This is a genomic window from Klebsiella sp. 64 (assembly GCF_018223915.1).
GTDB lineage: Bacteria > Pseudomonadota > Gammaproteobacteria > Enterobacterales > Enterobacteriaceae > Klebsiella > Klebsiella pneumoniae.
In genome coordinates this window covers 13,860-33,061 of sequence record NZ_JAGRQZ010000026.1, presented here as the reverse complement: position 1 = coordinate 33,061, position 19,202 = coordinate 13,860, and the positions used below count along the sequence as shown (strand labels likewise).

At 59.6% G+C, this 19,202-nt stretch carries 20 protein-coding genes; 7 read left to right on the top strand and 13 right to left on the bottom strand.

Annotated features, from left to right (window positions below; all coding sequences use genetic code 11):
* Positions 1-5 precede the first annotated feature (5 nt).
* The 4 genes from KHQ23_RS18145 to nasR all read right to left on the bottom strand — a co-directional run bounded on the left by KHQ23_RS18145 (position 6) and on the right by nasR (position 4,370).
* Positions 6-794, bottom strand: a complete 789-nt coding sequence (locus KHQ23_RS18145) for an ABC transporter ATP-binding protein (RefSeq protein WP_004145418.1) — start codon at positions 792-794, stop codon at positions 6-8.
* A gap of 9 nt (positions 795-803) precedes the next feature.
* Positions 804-1,688 carry a nitrate ABC transporter permease gene (ntrB, locus tag KHQ23_RS18140; protein ID WP_004152255.1) on the bottom strand — a complete coding sequence of 295 codons (885 nt, stop codon included), beginning with the start codon at positions 1,686-1,688 and terminating at the stop codon, positions 804-806.
* A 1-nt stretch (position 1,689) separates the two neighbouring features.
* On the bottom strand, positions 1,690-2,946 hold the full coding sequence (locus KHQ23_RS18135) for a CmpA/NrtA family ABC transporter substrate-binding protein (protein WP_211776867.1): 1,257 nt from the start codon (positions 2,944-2,946) through the stop codon (positions 1,690-1,692).
* Between the two features lie 242 nt (positions 2,947-3,188).
* The gene (gene nasR, locus KHQ23_RS18130; protein WP_032434755.1) at positions 3,189-4,370 is read right to left on the bottom strand and encodes a nitrate regulatory protein NasR; all 1,182 of its coding nucleotides are present in this window, start codon (positions 4,368-4,370) and stop codon (positions 3,189-3,191) included.
* Between the two features lie 67 nt (positions 4,371-4,437).
* Here nasR and KHQ23_RS18125 point away from each other — a divergent pair, with 67 nt between their 5' ends.
* Together KHQ23_RS18125 and KHQ23_RS18120 are read left to right on the top strand one after the other, a co-directional pair.
* Complete coding sequence (locus KHQ23_RS18125; RefSeq protein WP_002910380.1) at positions 4,438-4,791, top strand: DsrE/DsrF/TusD sulfur relay family protein; 354 nt, start codon at positions 4,438-4,440, stop codon at positions 4,789-4,791.
* 237 nt (positions 4,792-5,028) lie between these two features.
* Positions 5,029-5,271 (top strand): DUF1883 domain-containing protein, encoded by a 243-nt coding sequence (locus KHQ23_RS18120; protein WP_002910387.1) that lies wholly within the window; start codon positions 5,029-5,031, stop codon positions 5,269-5,271.
* A 217-nt stretch (positions 5,272-5,488) separates the two neighbouring features.
* On the opposite strand, the gene KHQ23_RS18115 is transcribed toward KHQ23_RS18120, so the two are convergent.
* Positions 5,489-6,169 carry a gamma-glutamylcyclotransferase gene (locus tag KHQ23_RS18115; protein WP_004152258.1) on the bottom strand — a complete coding sequence of 227 codons (681 nt, stop codon included), beginning with the start codon at positions 6,167-6,169 and terminating at the stop codon, positions 5,489-5,491.
* Positions 6,170-6,305: 136 nt separating this feature from the next.
* On the bottom strand, positions 6,306-6,536 hold the full coding sequence (gene chaB, locus KHQ23_RS18110) for a putative cation transport regulator ChaB (protein WP_002910389.1): 231 nt from the start codon (positions 6,534-6,536) through the stop codon (positions 6,306-6,308).
* Positions 6,537-6,799: 263 nt separating this feature from the next.
* Here chaB and chaA point away from each other — a divergent pair, with 263 nt between their 5' ends.
* Positions 6,800-7,900, top strand: coding sequence for a sodium-potassium/proton antiporter ChaA (gene chaA / locus KHQ23_RS18105; RefSeq protein WP_002910392.1), 1,101 nt, complete (start codon positions 6,800-6,802; stop codon positions 7,898-7,900).
* 86 nt (positions 7,901-7,986) lie between these two features.
* Here the strand turns inward: chaA and kdsA are convergent, their stop codons facing one another.
* The 6 genes from kdsA to hemA are packed head-to-tail and all read right to left on the bottom strand — an operon-like array spanning position 7,987 to position 13,318.
* Positions 7,987-8,841 (bottom strand): 3-deoxy-8-phosphooctulonate synthase, encoded by an 855-nt coding sequence (gene kdsA, locus KHQ23_RS18100; RefSeq protein ID WP_002910393.1) that lies wholly within the window; start codon positions 8,839-8,841, stop codon positions 7,987-7,989.
* Positions 8,842-8,880: 39 nt separating this feature from the next.
* Positions 8,881-9,693: an invasion regulator SirB1 gene (gene sirB1 / locus KHQ23_RS18095; RefSeq protein ID WP_002910395.1), complete on the bottom strand. Its 813-nt coding sequence runs from the start codon at positions 9,691-9,693 to the stop codon at positions 8,881-8,883.
* A 3-nt stretch (positions 9,694-9,696) separates the two neighbouring features.
* On the bottom strand, positions 9,697-10,089 hold the full coding sequence (gene sirB2 / locus KHQ23_RS18090) for an invasion regulator SirB2 (protein WP_004145428.1): 393 nt from the start codon (positions 10,087-10,089) through the stop codon (positions 9,697-9,699).
* Complete coding sequence (prmC, locus tag KHQ23_RS18085) at positions 10,089-10,937, bottom strand: peptide chain release factor N(5)-glutamine methyltransferase (RefSeq protein ID WP_032421521.1); 849 nt, start codon at positions 10,935-10,937, stop codon at positions 10,089-10,091. Before prmC ends, sirB2 begins: the two co-directional genes overlap by 1 nt.
* A complete protein-coding gene (gene prfA / locus KHQ23_RS18080) occupies positions 10,937-12,019 on the bottom strand; it encodes a peptide chain release factor 1 (RefSeq protein WP_002910403.1) in 1,083 nt (360 codons plus the stop codon). The genes prmC and prfA overlap by 1 nt, the downstream gene beginning before the upstream one ends.
* A 42-nt stretch (positions 12,020-12,061) precedes the next feature.
* On the bottom strand, positions 12,062-13,318 hold the full coding sequence (hemA, locus tag KHQ23_RS18075) for a glutamyl-tRNA reductase (RefSeq protein ID WP_002910404.1): 1,257 nt from the start codon (positions 13,316-13,318) through the stop codon (positions 12,062-12,064).
* Between the two features lie 270 nt (positions 13,319-13,588).
* Between hemA and lolB the strand changes: the two genes are divergently transcribed.
* The 4 genes from lolB (at position 13,589) to dauA (ending at position 17,983) form a co-directional block, all read left to right on the top strand.
* Positions 13,589-14,200, top strand: a complete 612-nt coding sequence (gene lolB / locus KHQ23_RS18070) for a lipoprotein insertase outer membrane protein LolB (RefSeq protein WP_002910405.1) — start codon at positions 13,589-13,591, stop codon at positions 14,198-14,200.
* Complete coding sequence (gene ispE, locus KHQ23_RS18065; protein ID WP_004898981.1) at positions 14,200-15,048, top strand: 4-(cytidine 5'-diphospho)-2-C-methyl-D-erythritol kinase; 849 nt, start codon at positions 14,200-14,202, stop codon at positions 15,046-15,048. The genes lolB and ispE overlap by 1 nt, the downstream gene beginning before the upstream one ends.
* 183 nt (positions 15,049-15,231) lie before the next feature.
* Positions 15,232-16,179: a ribose-phosphate diphosphokinase gene (prs, locus tag KHQ23_RS18060; RefSeq protein ID WP_002910407.1), complete on the top strand. Its 948-nt coding sequence runs from the start codon at positions 15,232-15,234 to the stop codon at positions 16,177-16,179.
* Between the two features lie 124 nt (positions 16,180-16,303).
* Positions 16,304-17,983, top strand: a complete 1,680-nt coding sequence (gene dauA, locus KHQ23_RS18055) for a C4-dicarboxylic acid transporter DauA (RefSeq protein ID WP_004189412.1) — start codon at positions 16,304-16,306, stop codon at positions 17,981-17,983.
* On the opposite strand, the gene KHQ23_RS18050 is transcribed toward dauA, so the two are convergent.
* On the bottom strand, positions 17,984-19,030 hold the full coding sequence (locus KHQ23_RS18050) for a MerR family transcriptional regulator (RefSeq protein ID WP_002910436.1): 1,047 nt from the start codon (positions 19,028-19,030) through the stop codon (positions 17,984-17,986). It lies immediately after the preceding gene.
* Positions 19,031-19,202 lie beyond the last annotated feature (172 nt).

Sequence of the window (19,202 nt, the reverse complement as noted above, 5' to 3'; positions counted from 1 at the left end):
CCTCCTTACGCCGCTTTCGGCTGTTTTTCATACAGGAAATGGAGGATCTGCTGGCGCAGATGGTGATACCGGCTGTCGTCCGCCAGCTGAACGCGGTGGCGCGGACGCGGCAGATCGACCGCGAGGATCTCGCCGACCGTCGCCGCCGGACCGTTGGTCATCATCAGCACCCGATCCGAGAGCAGCACCGCTTCATCAACGTCGTGGGTGATCATGACGATGGTGGTATTGAGCTCCTGCTGGATATGCATCACCGTGTCCTGGAGGTGGGCGCGGGTCAGCGCATCCAGGGCGCCGAAGGGCTCATCAAGCAGCAACACTTTCGGCTTCATCGCCAGCGCCCGGGCGATACCCACCCGCTGCTTCATGCCGCCGGAGATCTCCCCGGGACGTTTGTGCAGCGCATGACCCATCTGTACGCGCGCCAGGTTGTGTTCGATCCACTCCCGGCGCTCACTCTTGCTCATGGTGCGACGGAACACCTGATCCACCGCCAGCGCCACATTGTCGAAACAGCTCAGCCACGGCAGCAGCGAGTGGTTCTGGAAAACCACCGCCCGCTCCGGCCCGGGACCGGCGATTTCCCGGTTATCACACAGTAGTCCGCCCTCGGTAGGGGTGGTGATCCCGGCGATCAGGTTTAGCAGGGTCGATTTTCCGCAACCCGAGTGGCCGATCAGGCTAATGGTCTCCCCTTCGACGATATCGAAGGAGACATTCTGCAGCGCCAGGAACTCGCCGCTGGCGGTGTTGAAGCGTTGGCTGACGGCCTGCACCTGAATTAATGGTTTCATGTTGGCTCCTTATTTTTCCTGCCAGCTAAAGCGGCGAGCGAGCAGCATCAGGCCCTGCTCCAGCAGCAGGCCGACGACGCCGATAATGACGATGGCGATGATGATGTTTTCCACATTGAGGTTGTTCCACTCGTTCCAGATCCAGAAGCCGATCCCCAGCCCGCCGGTAAGCATTTCCGCCGCCACGATCACCAGCCAGGCGATGCCGATGGAGAGGCGCACGCCGGTAAGCACCGCCGGCAGCACCGCCGGAAAGAGGATTTTGCGCATCACCGTCCACTCCGAGAGCTGGAGGACGCGGGCGACGTTGAGATAGTCCTGCGGGATCCGCCGCACACCCTCCGCGGTGTTGATCACCATCGGCCAGATGGAGCAGATAAAAATGGTCCAGCTGGAAGCCGGCTCCGCCTTCTGGAACAGCAGCAGGCCAATCGGCAGCCAGGCCAGCGGGCTGACCGGGCGCAGCAGAGCAATCAGCGGATTAAACATGCGGGCGAAGAACAGCGAACGGCCGATCAAAAACCCCAGCGGAATGCCCGCCAGCGCCGCCAGGCCGAAGCCCACCGCCACGCGCTGCAGGGAGGCCAGCACGTTCCAGCCGATGCCCATGTCATTGGGCCCGTCCTGATAGAACGGATCGGCAAACAGGGTCAGCGCCGAGTCCAGCGTGCTCAGCGGCGTGGGAAAGCCTTTGCTATGCATCGCCGCCAGCTGCCAGGCCAGCAGCAGCACACCCAGCCCCAACAGCGGGGGCAGCAGGCGCTGGGTGAGCTCACGCAGCCAGCGCGTGACGGTCGGCGTGGTGCGCCGGACCTGCACCGGCGGCAGGATAATCACTTCGCCAGGCGCGTTGTCCACGCTGACGACCGGTTGCTTACGTTGTGCCTGCTTCATCTCATGCCCCCTTACGTTGAATAGAGAAATGGCGGGCGTAGCCTTCCGGGTCGGACCCGTTCCAGACCGTCCCGTCCATTAGTGTGCTGCTGCGCATCCTGGCTGCCGGCGCGCTGATCCCTCCTACCGCCTGGGCGGCAGCCTGCCAGACATCGATGCGGTTAATGCGCGACGCCACCGCGAGGTAATCCGGAGCCTGCTTCAGCAACCCCCAGCGGCGGAACTGGGTGAGGAACCACATCCCGTCCGACAGCCACGGGAAACTCACCTCGCCCCCGGCCCAGAAGCGCATCGGATGGGCATCCTGCCAGCGGCGGCCAAGGCCGTTGTCATACTCTCCAAGCATCCGGCCGGTGAGGTATTGCTCCTTGGTATTGAGCCAGCCGCGTCTGGCGAGCAGGCGGGCCGTCTCCCGGGTGTTCTCCGGCGAGGCGGCGATCCAGCGCTGCGCCTCCATCAGGGCCGCCACCAGCGCGCGGGCGGTGTTCGGGTTGCGTTCCACCCAGTCGCGACGGGTGCCCAGCACCTTTTCCGGATGCTCGGGCCAGATATCCTGGGAAGTGGCCGCGGTGAAGCCGATACGGTCGTTAATGGCGCGGGCGTTCCATGGCTCGCCGACGCAAAAGCCGCTCATATTGCCGATGCGCACGTTCATCACCATCTGCGGCGGCGGCACCACGACGGTGCGCACATCGTTGAAGGGATCGATGCCGGCGCTCGCCAGCCAGTAGTAAAGCCACATGGCATGGGTGCCGGTAGGAAAGGTATGGGCGAAGGTGTAACTGCCCGGCGCGCTGCGGTCGATCAGCCGCTTCAGCCCGCCGAGGTCGGTCACCCCTTTCTCCTGCAGCTCGCTGGAGAGGGTAATCGCCTGGCCATTGCGGTTGAGGGTCATCAAATTGGCCATCGCCTGCGGCTTGCTGGCGATCCCCAGTTCGAGGCCGTACAGCAGGCCATAGAGAATATGCGCCGCGTCGAGCTCGCCGGCCACCAGCTTGTCGCGCACCGCCGCCCAGCTGGCTTCCTTACTCGCCACCAGGGTGATGCCATATTTTTGGTCAAACCCCTTCGCCGCGGCGATGGCCAGCGGCGCGCAATCGGTCAGCGGAATAAATCCGACCCGCACGCGGGTTTGCTCCGGTTTGTCCGAGCCGCCGGCCCAGGCGGCCTGCATCACGCCCGGCAGCAGCATCGCGCCGCCCAGCGCGGCCCCTGCCTGCAGCAAGCGCCGCCGGGAAATTGAAAATTTGTCGCCCATATCCGCTCCACCATGCGCAAAAAAAAAGCGCCCGACAGTGCATACGCACTGCAGGACGCCTTTATCCACGGACACCCGAACCGCCATTGGTTCGTTGCCCGGACTTTTATTCACTTAATAAGTAATGCAAACGGGATGCCAGCTTTGGCAATAGCGCGCTGGCGGGCTTTTTCCCAACGCTGGCCGGTTTTTCACCTAAAAGTGCACCGCCGGCAGGCAAAGAATGCCCATCGATTGTGCATCTACTCCTTTGGTGTTAGCGGCCAAATCGCCTTCACCATCAGCAGCGCGCGGGCTATCTCAACCATACGCTGATTTTTGTCCATGGCCATCTTGCGGAGCGTCTGCCAGGCCTGCTCCTCCTGCATTCCCTGGTGCGTCATCAGCAGACTTTTCGCTTTTTCGATCAGCTTGCGCTCTTCGAGCGCGTCTTTCAGCGAGGCCAGCTGGCTGGAGAGCTGCTGCAGCTGATAGGCCTGCTGGCGCACCAGCGGCAGTAGCTGTTTATCGAGCCGTGGCGTCACGCTATCGTCTTCCTCTCCGGCCTGCCAGCCAGGCGCGTCGTCTGCTAACAGCGCGTAGGTGGCATCCAGCAGATCGTCGATCAGTTGCTCTTCCACTTCGCGCAATTGCTCAAGCCGTTGGGTTTGCAGGCCAAACCAGCGCAGCGCCGTTTCCCCGCCGTCGGCAGCCGGCTGGCGGGTACAGGCGATCCGCCGCAGCTGTTCAATATCCAGACCGGCGTGGCACTGGGTTCTGAACAACTGGACGGTCGCCGGGCTGCCCAGCGCCTGAAAGCTGTCGAAGCAGGGCTGCTGACCGTCAATACGGTCCACCAGCTGCTGGCGCAGGCTGTCGCTGAACTCGCCGCGGGTAAAGCCCAATGCTCCCAGCGCGCGCTCCTGGCCCACCAGCTCTTTTCCCTGCATAAAGCTGTACAGGGCGACCATCCGACCAGCCACCGGCGGATCGTCAATGCTGTCATTGAGCTGCGGGGCGATGTTCAGCAGATGGCGGATGACGCGGCTGAACTGCTCCGTCGCGGCTTCAGCGGCAATTTGCCGGCGGCCGATCTGCGCGCGTAGCGCCGGGAGCTGCGCCAGCTCGTCAACCGCTCTGGCGATACGCCAGCACAGCGCGCTGCCGGCTACCGCGCGCGCCCGTTCGAGGCTGGCATAAAACAGGGTTAGCCGCTCGTCAACCAGCGCCCCTCCCGCCCGACACTCCGCTGTATACAGCAAGCCGCCCGAGCAAAGATAGATATTCGACGCCCCGCGCTCACACTGCAGCATATGCACCAGCGCGCTGAGCTGGCTGGCCAGTTCCCCCTGTTGGCTAAGCTGCTGAAGCTGTTGTTTTTGCAGGCGACGCGCCAGCTGCAGCCAGGCCGTCGCATCGTGCGCATGACCAGTCGTATTATTCATACCCCTCCTCCGGGTTAACGCTTTATACTGCCTAAAGCAATAACCGTGCCTTTAAGAAGGAGTTTGTATGCAACGTATTGTGATCATCGCCAACGGCGCCGCCTACGGCAGCGAATCCCTGTTCAACAGCCTGCGCCTGGCCATTGCCCTGCGCGAGCAGCAGTCCGACCTCGATCTCAAGCTGTTTCTGATGTCCGACGCCGTCACCGCCGGGCTGCGGGGGCAGAAGCCGGCAGAAGGGTATAATGTGCAGCAGATGCTGGAGATCCTCACCGCCCAGCAGGTTCCCGTGAAGCTGTGTAAAACCTGCGCGGACGGCCGCGGGGTCAGCGCACTGCCGCTGGTTGACGGCGTGGAGGTTGGCACTCTCGTTGAGCTGGCCCAGTGGACCCTGGCGGCAGATAAAGTGCTGACCTTCTGAATCTGGGGCGCCAAACGGCAGGAAATATCAGGTTTCGCCGCCTGCAGAGGTAAAAAAAACGTTAGCTGAATGCTTTCAGGAACAACGTCATTTTTGTTTAATCTTTATCCCTTTTTTTGATCAAAATCAGCATCCCGACCCGCGCCGTTTGGTGTGATGCACAGAGCAAAGTGTGAACAATATCACGCGAGGACTGGGTGGGCAGGATGCTGTAGCGGGACAGAAACGGGGTATAAAATGGCGATGGTTAAAGCAAGTTTGACGTTATTTGGTGGTGACACGCTGGTGGTGCGGTGCTCAGAGCGCTGCCATATTCATCTGATGAGCGCGAAGGTCCCGGGCGACAGTCATGCGGATATTCTGAGCGTGCAGGATCGGGACAGCGCCTATCTGACGGTGCCCTACAGCGGCACCTGGAACGTGCTTATCGACAGTCACAGCCAGTCGCTGGAGCACTCCATCAGCTACGTGCCGGCCTGACCGTCACTGCCAGAACACACGCCCGGTCATGCCGGGCGTGGGATTCATGACAAACCTCATGCAATCATTGTACTTGCAGATTGCACCAGAAAAACAACAAGGAAAATCAATTTATTGATTTTCGGCTGATAACCACCAGTAAGGAAAAACCACGCTTTTTCCTTACTGGTCAGCAATCGGACGCCCGGTCATGCCGGGCGTTTTCTTTTGCGCGCGCTCAGGCCAGGCCCGGCGTCGGACTCTCGCCCAACAGCGCACGGACGCTGGCCACCAGGTCATCGAGACTGGCATCGTGCATGCCCAGCTTGCGCAGCGCCTGCTCAAGCGAAAACAGATACTGGGCGTTGGTGCCGAGCGGCCCGCTGGCCCGGGCGATCAGCGGGGCGATAACCTGGGCACTGGTATCCGGTTCAAACAGTGGATGGCGCGGATCCATAATAAACACCAGGGCATTCACCGTCCGTCCGTCGTCCAGCTCCAGCTTGCACCAGGTGGGCAGATAGCAGCCGGTGATCATCTCCCGCTTCCACAGCAGGGTCAGCTCCTCCTCCAGCGTGTCGTCAGGCAGACGATAGGCGACGCCGGTGGTTCGGCCGCCCTCTTTGAGAGCCAGCATGCGTCCCGGCTGGCAGGCACTACCGCGCCCGGCAGTCAACCGCAGGCAAAACGCGCGGTGCCAGCCCGGCAGCGTGCCGGTGCAGGACTCGCGATAATTGAGCGCCGGGTTCCAGATAAGCGAACCGTAGCCAAAGATCCATACTGAGCCATCATCCGGGCGGCAGGCCAGCGTCGCCGCCAGCGAGGCTGCACGTTGTTCTGCCGACCAGAGTAGCGATTCCTCAATAGCGCCAAACGCTGTCTTACAATCCGCATTCATTAAGAAATCACGAGTTAACACTGTTTACTACCTCCGCCACTGCCCGCTTCCCGGCGTTCGTCTCATGCATCCGTCAATATTGCTGAAATATTATCCAGCTTTATCTTTCAATAAGCAATCAGCGGGGCGCTGGCAAGCGAAAATGCGGCGTCAGCGATTATTTTTTCTTATGCCACTTATCATCATCGCCTTTCTCATAGCTGTTCTTCACCGCCGCCCAGGCGACTTTGTGCGCCGTCTCTTCGCGGCTGGCGTCATCGCGCCGCTCGTCTTTATCTTTATATTGATCCCAGGCGCTGTTAAACGCTTCTTTATAAATTTCCTGCGCATGGGCAGGCAGTACATGCTGAACGCTGTCGGGGAGTTCTTGTTTACTGCGATAGGGCATACTGACCTCCTGTTTGAGCATTAAGTTTAAGTCTGGTACGCAGTCGGCTGGCTATCAAGGTCAAAATGAGTAGAAAAATTATTTTAGTAATTATCTGAATAATAAGAACTAAATATAAGCAAACATAAATTATAATAAACTAATCAAGATATCCCTCGATACCCGTAAATTTAAGTAAAAAACCAGCGGTAATTTAGCAAGATCTGTTACTTTACCGCCCTACGTTTTTATAATTATAACACCTGCATAAATGGAGATGGTTCATGACCCATGCACATGAGGCGGTAAAAACCCGCCATAAGGAGTCTTCCCTCGTCTTTCCGGTGCTGGCGCTGGCGGTGCTGTTTTTCTGGGGCAGCAGCCAGTCACTGCCAGTGGTTATCGCGATCAATATCCTCGCGCTGGTCGGCATTTTGAGCAGCGCCTTCAGCGTGGTCCGCCACGCCGACGTCCTCGCCCACCGCCTGGGCGAACCCTATGGCTCCCTGATTTTAAGCCTGTCGGTGGTTATCCTTGAGGTCAGTTTGATCTCTGCCTTAATGGCCACCGGCGACGCCGCGCCGACCTTGATGCGGGATACTCTCTACTCCATTATTATGATCGTCACCGGCGGTCTGGTCGGTTTCTCTCTGCTGCTGGGCGGGCGTAAATTCGCCACCCAATATATGAATCTGTTCGGCATTAAGCAGTATCTTATCGCCCTGTTTCCGCTAGCGATTATCGTGCTGGTCTTTCCGATGGCGCTGCCGGGCGCGAACTTCAGCACCGGGCAATCGCTGCTGGTGGCGGTAATTTCGGCGGCCATGTACGGCGTTTTCCTGCTTATTCAGACCAAAACCCATCAGAGCCTGTTTGTTTATGAGCATGAAGACGACAGCGATGATGACGACCCGCACCACGGTAAACCGTCCGCCCATAGCAGCGGGTGGCATACCGCCTGGCTGCTGGTGCACCTGGTGGCAGTGATCGCGGTTACCAAAATGAACGCTAACCCGCTGGAAACGCTGTTGACCAGCATGAATGCCCCGGTGGCCTTTACAGGCTTCCTGGTGGCTCTGCTGATCCTGTCGCCGGAAGGCCTTGGCGCCCTGAAAGCGGTGCTCAACAATCAGGTTCAGCGGGCGATGAATCTGTTTTTCGGCTCCGTGCTGGCCACCATATCGCTGACGGTCCCGGTGGTCACCCTCATCGCCTTCCTGACCGGCAATGAGCTGCGCTTTGGCCTTGGCGCCCCGGAGATGGTGGTGATGGTCGCCTCGCTGGTGCTGTGCCATATCTCCTTCTCCACCGGACGCACCAATGTGCTGAACGGCGCGGCCCACATGGCGCTGTTCGCCGCCTATCTGATGACCATTTTCGCCTGACCCCGTTTTCCCACCCGGCGGAGTCCGGGCGAAAAAAAGCCTGCCGGTTTTGACGCCGGCAGGCTTTTTTACTGATGCAGTCAGGCTTACTTGCTGGTATCCAGCTCGTCGAAGCTTTTCACCAGATCGTCAATCGCTTTCATCTGTTTGAGGAACGGCTCCAGTTTATCCAGCGGCAGCGCGGACGGGCCGTCGCATTTCGCGTGGTCCGGATCCGGATGCGCTTCAATAAACAGACCGGCGATACCTACCGCCATACCGGCGCGGGCCAGCTCGCTCACCTGCGCACGACGACCGCCGGAGGCTGCGCCAAACGGGTCGCGGCACTGCAGCGCGTGGGTGACGTCGAAAATGACCGGCGAGTTGTTGGAGGCTTTCTTCATCACGCCGAAGCCGAGCATATCCACGACCAGGTTGTCGTAACCGAAGTTAGCGCCGCGGTCGCAGAGGATTACTTTGTCGTTACCCCCTTCGATAAACTTATCGACGATGTTGCCCATCTGACCCGGGCTGACGAACTGCGGCTTCTTGACGTTGATCACCGCCCCGGTCTTCGCCATCGCTTCCACCAGGTCAGTCTGGCGCGCGAGGAAAGCCGGAAGCTGGATCACGTCCACCACGTCAGCTACCGGCTGCGCCTGGCTGGCTTCATGAACGTCGGTGATGATTTTCACGCCAAAGGTCTGCTTCAGCTCCTGGAAAATCTTCATCCCTTCTTCCAGACCCGGCCCACGATAGGAGTGGATGGAGGAACGGTTGGCTTTATCAAAGGAGGCTTTGAAGACGTAGGGAATACCAAGCTTCTGCGTAACGGTGACATAATGTTCGCAGATACGCATCGCCAGGTCGCGCGACTCCAGCACGTTCATCCCGCCGAACAGCACGAACGGCAGGTCGTTCGCTACGTTGATATCACCAATGCTAACCACTTTTTGTTTCATAAGTTCGCCTTATCAGGGTGTAACCGGAATGGTTCCAGACTAATGCAATGTAATTTGTTTATGCGAAATCGTGTTGATCTGCGCGCGGATCATCTCGCTGATCGGATCCTCCGGGCACTGCTCAACGAAATAGCTCAGATCCAACAGCGCCACGTGATCGCAGTCCAGCTGGGCGTATATCAGCCCGCGGTCGCGGATCTCATACGGATCTTCCGGATTAAACTGCAGCAGCGCTTCGCTGGCGCGCAGGGCCAGCTCCATCTGCCGCTCTTCCATCAGCGCCGACTTCAGGGTGTCCAGCAGCTTGCGGATCACCTCGGCGTTATCCGCTTCGTCGAGATCTTCATTAAACAGTTCCGCCACCGGCCCGATGTTGCCCTTCAGCCATACCTCCAGGGTATGCTCGTCGAGGGTCTCGCCGTTAAACGGATTAATCAGCCACATCTCTTCGCTGGTTTCCGGGTCCGCACGCAGCAGCATCTGGGTTGGGAAGATCACCGGCACCACCGGCAGCGCCAGGCGCTGGGCGATCCACAGCAGGATCGCGCCTAACGACACCGCGCTCCCCTGGCGGTTAACCAGCACTTTATCCAGCCATAGCGCGTCGGAAAGACGATACACGCCCTGCGAGGCGCCAAAGCCCCACTCGTCATAAAACAGCTCCAGCAATCGTTCTATCTGGCGCTCCTGGTCCCACGACGGCGCAATCTCCTCCTGCGCAAGGCGCAGCAATCGCTGCAGCTCTTCCTCGACAAAACGCGACGGAAAATCGTCGCGGACCTGTTCAGAAATGAGGACCATGCCATCACACAATGGCGCTTTGTTAAATTCGAAATCCGCTAATGACCCCATGACCTACCCCAGTATCGGTATTCTTGTGATGGCGAGTTGAATGATGATAAACAACACCACCAGCGCCAGCAGGAACGCGATAAAGCGGCTCTGCTGGCTGCGCGGACGACGACGGCCCAACGCGATAAAACCTAATGCGATGTAAATGATAACGCCAAACAGCTTTTCAGTCAGCCATGCGCCGTCTTCTGTGAACGGCAGGTAGTGCGTTATCGCCATTAACCCTGCGCCGCTGAGAAACAGCAGCGTATCGCTGCAGTGCGGCGCAATTCGCACCCACCGCTGGTTCAGCAGCGGGCTCTGGTGATACATCCACCAGTAACGTAAAACGAACAATCCTACCGACACCGCCACTGTGGCAATGTGCAGGTAGAGGACAGCCGTGAATAAGTTCATCAGCCAACATTCTCCATGTCGGGTAAACGTCCGAGGGTCAGACGCTCATTGTCGCCATAGTCGCGACAGGTCGCGACGTCCAGATAGCCCGCTTCGCGGAACAGCGCGCGAACCGCCTCGCCCTGAGTCCAGCCATGCTCCAGCAGCATCCAACCGCCGGGCTGCAGATACTGCCGTCCCTCGCGGATGATATGCGCCAGATCGGCCAGCCCCTGGTCGCCTGCGACCAGCGCCGTCAACGGCTCAAAGCGCACATCGCCTTCGGCGAGATGCGGGTCGGCGGCGTCGATATAGGGGGGATTGCTGACGATCGTGGCGAAGCGCTGCCCGTCCAGCGCGCTAAACCAGTCGCTTTGACTTATCGTCACGTTAGCGATGCCCAGATGTTCGACATTGCGCAACGCCAGCGCCACGGCGTCCGGCATCACGTCCACCGCGGTGACCTCACAGTCCGGACGTTCGCTGGCCAGCGCCAGGGCAATGGCGCCGGTCCCGGTGCCGAGGTCGAGAATACGGCACGGCGCGGTTGGCAGACGCTCCAGCGCCTGCTCTACCAGACATTCGGTATCCGGGCGGGGGATCAGCGTCGCCGGGGAGACGAACAGCGGCAGCGACCAAAACTCGCGCTGCCCGACCAGATGAGCAATAGGTTCCCCGCGCTGGCGTCGCACCAGGAGCGCCTCCAGCCTCGCCGCCTCGTCAGCAGAGAGCGTCGTTTCACCGAAGGCCAAAATCCAGGTTCGCGCCCGGCCGGTAACGTGTCCCAGCAAGATCTCGGCGTCGCGTCTCGGGCTGTCGCTCTCCGCCAGGCGGGCGATCGCCTGCTGCAGCCAGGCCTGAAAGGTCATCATTCCTGCTCGGACAGCGCCGCCAGCTGATCGGCCTGATGTTCCTGGACAATCGGCTCAATCAGCATGTCGAGTTTGCCCTCCATCGCCTCATCCAGACGGTAGAGCGTCAGGTTGATGCGGTGGTCGGTCACGCGGCCCTGCGGGAAGTTATAGGTGCGATTGCGGTCGCTGCGGTCGCCGCTGCCCAGCAGGTTGCGGCGCGTGGAGGCTTCCGCCTGCTGACGTTTGGCCACTTCGGCGGCGCGGATGCGCGCGCCCAGCACCGACAGCGCCTTGGCTTTGTTTTTATGCTGAGAACGCTCGTCCTGGCACTCCACCACGATGCCGGTGGGCAGGTGGGTAATGCGGATAGCCGAGTCGGTGGTGTTAACGTGCTGACCGCCTGCCCCGGAGGAACGGAAGGTATCGATGCGCAGATCTGCCGGGTTAATGTCCGGCATTTCGGCTTCCGGCAGCTCCGGCATCACCGCCACCGTACAGGCGGAGGTGTGGATCCGCCCCTGCGATTCGGTGGCCGGCACACGCTGCACGCGATGGCCGCCGGATTCAAATTTCAGCCGACCGTAAACGCCGTCGCCGCTGATCTTGGCGATCACCTCTTTAAAGCCGCCGTGCTCACCTTCGTTGGCGCTGAGGATCTCTACCTGCCAGCGGCGCGATTCTGCGTAACGGGTGTACATGCGGAACAGATCGCCGGCAAACAGCGCCGCTTCGTCGCCGCCGGTCCCGGCGCGCACTTCCACGAAGGCGTTACGCTCGTCATCAGGATCTTTCGGCAGGAGGAGAACCTGCAGCTGTTGCTCCAGCTGGTCGCCTTTTTCTTTGGCGTCACGCAGCTCTTCCTGCGCCATTTCGCGCATTTCCGGATCGTCGAGCATCATCTGCGCGGTTTCAATATCCTCCTGCACCTGACGCCAGTCGGTATAGCAGCGCGCCACATCGCTCAGTTGAGCATACTCCCGCGACAGCGCGCGGAATTTATCCTGATCGGCAATCGTCGCGGCATCGCCGAGCAGCGCCTGCACTTCTTCATGGCGCTCGTACAACGCTTCCAGTTTGGCAACAATAGAAGACTTCATAGGCGTGAATTCACCCTGTCCTGAAAATAAGAGAAAGGTGCGCTATTCCAGCCCGAGGCTGTTGCGCAGAATATGCAGACGTTCGTCGTCCCCGTCACGGGCGGCCTGCTGAAGAGATTTGGTTGGCGCGTGGATCAGGCGGTTAGTGAGCTTGCGCGCCAGATCCTGCATAATTTCCTGGGCATCACCGCCCTGCTCCAGCGCGGCCAGCGCTTTCGCCGTCAGCTCCTCACGGACCTGCTCAGACTGAGAACGGTATTCGCGAATGGTCTCGCTGGCGCTCTGCGCACGCAGCCAGGCCATAAATTCGCTGGTTTCCTGCTCGACGATCGATTCCGCCTGCACCGCAGCAGCCTTACGCTGCGCCAGGTTATGCTGAATAATGTTTTGCAAATCGTCGACGCTGTAGAGGTAGGCGTTAGCCAGTTTGCCGACCTCTGGTTCAACGTCGCGCGGGACGGCGATATCCACCAGCAGCATCGGCTGGTTACGGCGCGCCTTAAGCGCACGCTCCACCATGCCTTTGCCGATGATCGGCAGCGGGCTGGCGGTGGAGCTGATAATGATGTCGGCCTCTTTCAGCCGTTCGTCGATATCGCTGAGGGCTATCACCTCGGCGCCCACTTCCTCCGCCAGCGCCTGGGCGCGTTCACGGGTGCGGTTGGCGATCACCATTTTGCGCACGTGATGTTCGCGAAGATGGCGCGCTACCAGCTCAATGGTTTCACCGGCGCCGACCAGTAACACGGTGACGCTGGAGAGCGATTCAAAGATTTGCCGCGCCAGGGTACAGGCGGCGAAAGCCACAGAGACCGCGCTGGCGCCGATATCGGTTTCGGTACGCACGCGCTTAGCCACTGAAAAGGATTTCTGGAACATCCGCTCCAGCTCGCTGACGTTAAGATGGCCGCGGCTGGAGTCGGCGAAGGCTTTTTTCACCTGGCCGAGGATCTGCGGCTCGCCCAGCACCAGCGAATCGAGGCCGCTGGCGACGCGCATCAGATGGCTGACGGCGTCATTATCCTGATGCCAGTAAAGGCTTTTTCGCAGGTCTTCTTCGTTGAGGCCGTGGTAGTTGCACAGCCAACGGATCAGCGCTTCCTGCAGGTTATCCTGCTCTTCGACGCTGAGATAGAGTTCCGTGCGGTTGCAGGTCGACAGCACCACCCCACCCTGCACCATCGGCTGAGCCAGCAAGCTCTCCAGCGCCTTATCGAGCGTTTCCGGCGAAAACGTGACGCGTTCTCGCAGGGCGACCGGAGCTGTTTTGTGATTGATGCCAAGAGCTAAAAGGGTCATTGTGAGGGAGTAGTACCAGCGTTGCTAAGGTTAGTCTGAGTGCATCATACAGGATGCGCGTAATCAATAAAAGAGAGGCTCCCCTTTTGGAGTAATAGTTAAAGCAAGACCGCCATTAAGGTTAATTTTTTGATTTCAGACAACTTGAACGTAGACGCTATCGCCCGGCGACGCTAGCATTAAGGGTTATAAATGTAACCTGCTACACAAATCGGCCCGCTGTTCCCTGCCGCCGTTTTTCCCTGTAGACATCAAGGATTTGTCATCATTATGAATCGACTGTTCCGCCTGCTGCCGCTGGCCAGCCTCGTCCTCACCGCCTGTTCTCTTCATACGCCGCAAGGGCCTGGCAAAAGCCCGGATTCGCCGCAGTGGCGTCAGCACCAGCAGGCTGTCCGCAGCCTCAATCAGTTCCAGACCCGCGGGGCGTTTGCCTATCTTTCCGATGAGCAAAAAGTCTATGCCCGCTTCTTCTGGCAGCAAACCGGCCAGGACCGCTATCGCCTGCTGCTGACCAACCCGCTGGGCAGCACCGAGCTGTCGCTGACCGCGCAGCCGGGCAGCGTGCAGCTGATCGATAACAAAGGCCAGACCTATACCGCCACTGATGCCGAAGAGATGATTGGCCGTCTGACCGGGATGCCGATCCCGTTGAACAGCCTGCGCCAGTGGATCATCGGCCTGCCGGGCGACGCCACCGACTATTCGCTGGACGATCGGTACCGTCTGCGTGAACTGAACTATACGCAAAACGGCAAAACCTGGCACGTGACCTACGGCGGCTACACCAGCGATACCCAGCCAGCCCTACCGTCCAATGTCGAGCTGAACAATGGCGCTCAGCGCATCAAGCTGAAGATGGATAACTGGATCGTGAAATGATGACCCGCTGGCCCTCTCCTGCAAAACTGAATCTGTTTTTATATATCACCGGCCAGCGGGCCGATGGTTACCATACCCTGCAAACGCTGTTTCAGTTTCTCGATTACGGCGATACGTTGACCATCGAACCGCGTACTGACGGCCAACTGCGCCTGCTGACGCCGGTGGCCGGCGTGCCGGACGAGGAGAATCTGATCGTTCGCGCCGCGCGTCTGCTGATGCATGCCGCCAGCGAAAGCGATCGCCTGCCGGCGGGCAGCGGCGCCGATATCAGTATCGATAAGCGCCTGCCGATGGGCGGCGGCCTGGGCGGTGGCTCCTCCAATGCCGCCACCGTGCTAGTGGCGCTCAACCATCTGTGGGGCTGCGGTCTCTCGGAAGATGAGCTGGCGACTCTTGGCCTTCAGCTGGGGGCCGATGTGCCGGTTTTCGTACGCGGCCATGCCGCCTTCGCCGAGGGGGTGGGTGAAATACTGACGCCGGTAGAACCCGAGGAAAAATGGTACCTGGTGGCCCACCCGGGGGTCAGTATTCCGACGCCGATCATTTTTCGCGATCCGGAGCTACCACGAAATACCCCGCGCCGGTCAATTAATACGTTATTAAATTGTGAATTCAGCAACGATTGCGAGCTTATCGCAAGAAAACGTTTTCGCGAGGTTGATGCCGCGCTTTCCTGGCTGTTAGAATATGCGCCGTCACGCCTGACCGGCACAGGGGCCTGTGTGTTTGCTGAATTTAACACCGAATCCGCTGCCCGTCAGGTGCTGGACACTGCCCCGGCATGGCTAAATGGCTTTGTGGCGCGCGGAGTTAACCTTTCGCCGCTCAAGCAGGCCCTGCTCTGAATCCTGCGCCGTGATGGCACATTGATAATGAGTCAGCCGGGGAAATTGAGTTACGGTGACAACGTCACCCTGTTCCAGACGTTGCATCGTGCTCTTTAAATACACCGACTGGATCGAATGGCGCCATCCCGCACATTATTGGCCCATTCATCCACCACTGGACGCATGCCTGAGGTTCTTCTCGTGCCTGATATGAAGCTTTTTGCTGGTAACGCCACCCCGGAACTAGCACAACGTATTGCCAACCGCCTGTACACTTCTCTTGGCGACGCCGCTGTAGGTCGTTTTAGCGACGGCGAAGTCAGCGTACAAATCAATGAAAACGTACGCGGTGGTGATATTTTCATCATCCAGTCCACTTGTGCTCCCACCAATGACAACCTGATGGAACTGGTTGTTATGGTTGATGCTCTGCGTCGTGCTTCGGCAGGTCGTATCACCGCCGTTATCCCTTACTTCGGTTATGCTCGTCAGGACCGTCGTGTTCGTTCTGCTCGTGTGCCAATCACCGCGAAAGTGGTGGCGGATTTTCTGTCCAGCGTCGGCGTTGACCGCGTGCTGACCGTTGACCTGCACGCAGAACAGATCCAGGGCTTCTTCGATGTGCCAGTCGATAACGTGTTCGGCAGCCCAATCCTGCTGGAAGATATGCTGCAGCTGAACCTGGACAACCCGATTGTGGTTTCTCCGGACATCGGCGGCGTCGTGCGTGCCCGCGCTATCGCTAAACTGCTGAATGATACCGATATGGCTATCATCGACAAGCGCCGTCCGCGCGCCAACGTCTCCCAGGTGATGCACATCATCGGCGACGTTGCCGGTCGTGACTGCGTGATGGTCGACGATATGATCGACACCGGCGGCACCCTGTGTAAAGCGGCAGAAGCGCTGAAAGAGCGTGGCGCGAAACGCGTATTCGCTTACGCGACGCACCCAATCTTCTCCGGCAACGCTATCCAGAACATCAAAAACTCTGTCATTGATGAATTTGTCGTCTGCGATACCATTCCGCTGGCACCAGAAATTAAAGCGCTGGATAAAGTGCGTACTCTGACGCTCTCCGGTATGCTGGCTGAAGCTATTCGCCGTATCAGCAATGAAGAATCTATCTCTGCTATGTTCGAACATTAATCGAGCCCAGCACAAAAACCCGCTGCGGCGGGTTTTTTTGTCTCCGCACCTTATTTGTATGATCAATGCCTCCTTCACCTGCCATTTAGTTGACAGATGATGCGCTCATGGATGAAACATTATTGTGAACAGATTATTTTCCTCACATGTGATGCCTTTCCGCGCCCTCATCGACGCTTGTTGGAAAGAAAAGTACACCTCCGCCCGCTTCACGCGTGACCTGATCGCCGGGATCACCGTCGGGATCATTGCGATTCCGCTGGCGATGGCGCTGGCGATTGGCAGCGGCGTGCCGCCGCAGTACGGCCTCTATACCTCAGCGGTGGCAGGGATTGTGATCGCCTTGACCGGCGGGTCACGCTTTAGCGTTTCCGGTCCGACTGCCGCCTTTGTGGTGATCCTCTACCCGGTTTCCCAGCAGTTTGGTCTGGCGGGACTGCTGGTGGCGACGCTGATGTCGGGGATCTTTTTAATCCTCTTCGGCCTGGCGCGCTTTGGCCGCCTGATCGAATATATCCCGCTGTCAGTCACCCTCGGCTTCACCTCGGGGATCGGTATCACCATCGGCACCATGCAGATTAAAGATTTCCTCGGCCTGCAGATGCCCCATGTGCCGGAGCATTATCTGCAGAAAGTGGCGGCGCTGGCGATGGCCCTACCGACCATTAACGTTGGCGATGCCGCCATCGGCGTCGTTACTCTTGGCATTCTGATCCTCTGGCCGCGGCTGGGTATCCGCCTGCCGGGCCACCTCCCGGCGCTGCTGGGCGGCTGCGCGGTCATGCTGGTGGTCAACTTGCTCGGCGGCGATGTCGCGACGATCGGCTCACAGTTCCATTATCAGCTGGCGGACGGCACTCAGGGCAATGGCATTCCGCAGCTGCTGCCGCAGCTGGTATTGCCCTGGGATATGCCGGGCTCAAACTTTACCCTGAGCTGGGCCTCGCTGCAGGCTCTGCTGCCTGCCGCCTTCTCAATGGCGATGCTCGGCGCCATTGAATCTCTGCTGTGCGCGGTGGTGCTTGATGGCATGACCGGCACCAAGCACAAAGCCAATAGCGAGCTGATTGGCCAGGGGCTGGGCAACATTGTCGCGCCGTTCTTCGGCGGGATCACTGCCACCGCGGCGATTGCCCGCTCGGCGGCGAACGTCCGCGCCGGCGCCACATCGCCGGTTGCCGCCGTGATCCACGCCCTGCTGGTGATCCTGGCGCTGCTGATCCTCGCCCCACTGCTCTCCTGGCTGCCGCTGTCGGCGATGGCCGCCCTGCTGCTGATGGTGGCATGGAATATGAGCGAGGCGCATAAAGTCATCAATCTGCTGCGCCACGCGCCGAAGGACGACATCGTGGTGATGCTGATGTGCATGTCGCTAACGGTGCTGTTTGACATGGTGATCGCTATCAGCGTCGGGATCGTGCTGGCTTCGCTGTTGTTTATGCGCCGTATCGCACGCATGACTCATCTGGCGCCGGTCAACGTCGAGGTGCCAGACGATGTGCTGGTGCTGCGGGTAATTGGGCCGCTGTTCTTTGCCGCCGCCGAAGGCTTGTTCAACGATCTGGAGACCCGGATCGCCGGCAAGCGCATCGTGGTGCTGAAATGGGACGCGGTGCCGGTTCTCGACGCCGGTGGCCTGGATGCCTTCCAGCGCTTTGTGAACAAGCTGCCGGAAGGCTGTGAATTGCGCGTATCTAACCTCGAGTTTCAGCCGCTACGCACGCTAGCGCGCGCCGGCGTCAAGCCGCTGCCCGGACGCCTGAGCTTCTACCCCGATCGTCAGGCCGCGCTGGCTGACCTGTGATCACCCGGCGGCAGGTCCCTGCGCCTGCCGCATCAAGGATCCGGTCGCCTGCTGCAGCCAGCTCAGCACTGCCGGCGTCATCCAGGTGCCCTTCATCAAATGCGGCTCCTGCTCCATTGCCCGACGAAACTTCTGCAACGTCTGCGGCCGGGTACCGGCGTAGGACTGAAACAGTTCAAGCCACGCCCGGGCCAGCGCCTGACCCGACGCCGAGTCCGGCGCTACGCCCTCCCGGCACGCCTGATGCAGCTTCGCCACCAGCGCAGGCCACTCCTGTAGCCGGTCAAAATAGTGCTGGCGGGTGAACGCCATCTCTTCTTCGTCAAGGTACCGCGCCCAGATGGCCAGTTTGCTTTCGGCAAAGGCCTCGGTGATATAGGCGATGATTGCCGGCGTGACGCCGGTCTGTTCAACCATTTGCGGCTCGGCGGCATGCATCTCGTTCAGGCGGGTCAGAAACTCCGGACGCCCGGCCGTATCCTGCTCCAGGCGCTCCATCCAGCGCGTCGCCAGACGCATCGCCTGCGGACTGTCCGTCGGGCAGCCGCTCGCCATCAGCGTCTGCACCTCCTCCGTTAGCTCGCGCCACGCCTGCGCCCGCTGTTCATCCTGTGCCGCAAACGGCAGCGCGGCTAACTCCTGTTGACTAAACCAACGATCGTACATTTTCATTAACTCCAGCGTCTGTAGCCAGGACTCCAGATCGGGTTCATTGCCGCTCGCCAGCGCCTCGCGCAGCACCAATAGTCGGTCGCGCAGCCTGCCAACATCGCGCAGCTGGGCGTTGAGCGTATCTATCTGCTGCGTCAGCAGCTCGGGCAGCGACAGCGTTTGCCGATCGAGATAGTCCTTGATTGTGGCGAGCGTTAGCCCGGCCTGCGCCAGCGCCTTTATCATATGCAGGCGCTGAACCGCGGACAGGTTATAGAGCCGATAGCCCGCCTCGCTTCTGGCCGAAGGCGTTAACAGCCCCGTCTGTTCATAATGATGCAGCGTACGTACCGTCAGTCCGGCACGCTTCGCCAGCTCTCCCACCTGAATTAACATGACTGCTCCTCTCTGTGGCCAGGTCCGCTACTCTGCAGCCTGACGTAACGTCAGGGTCAAGCAAAAACCGCGCTTGCTATTCATTTTTGCTGGCAACCATAGCAGCACGAAGGCCAGGACGGAATGGGGGCGTAATATGGCGGGAAAAAGAGGAAGAGATAAAGTGAGACAC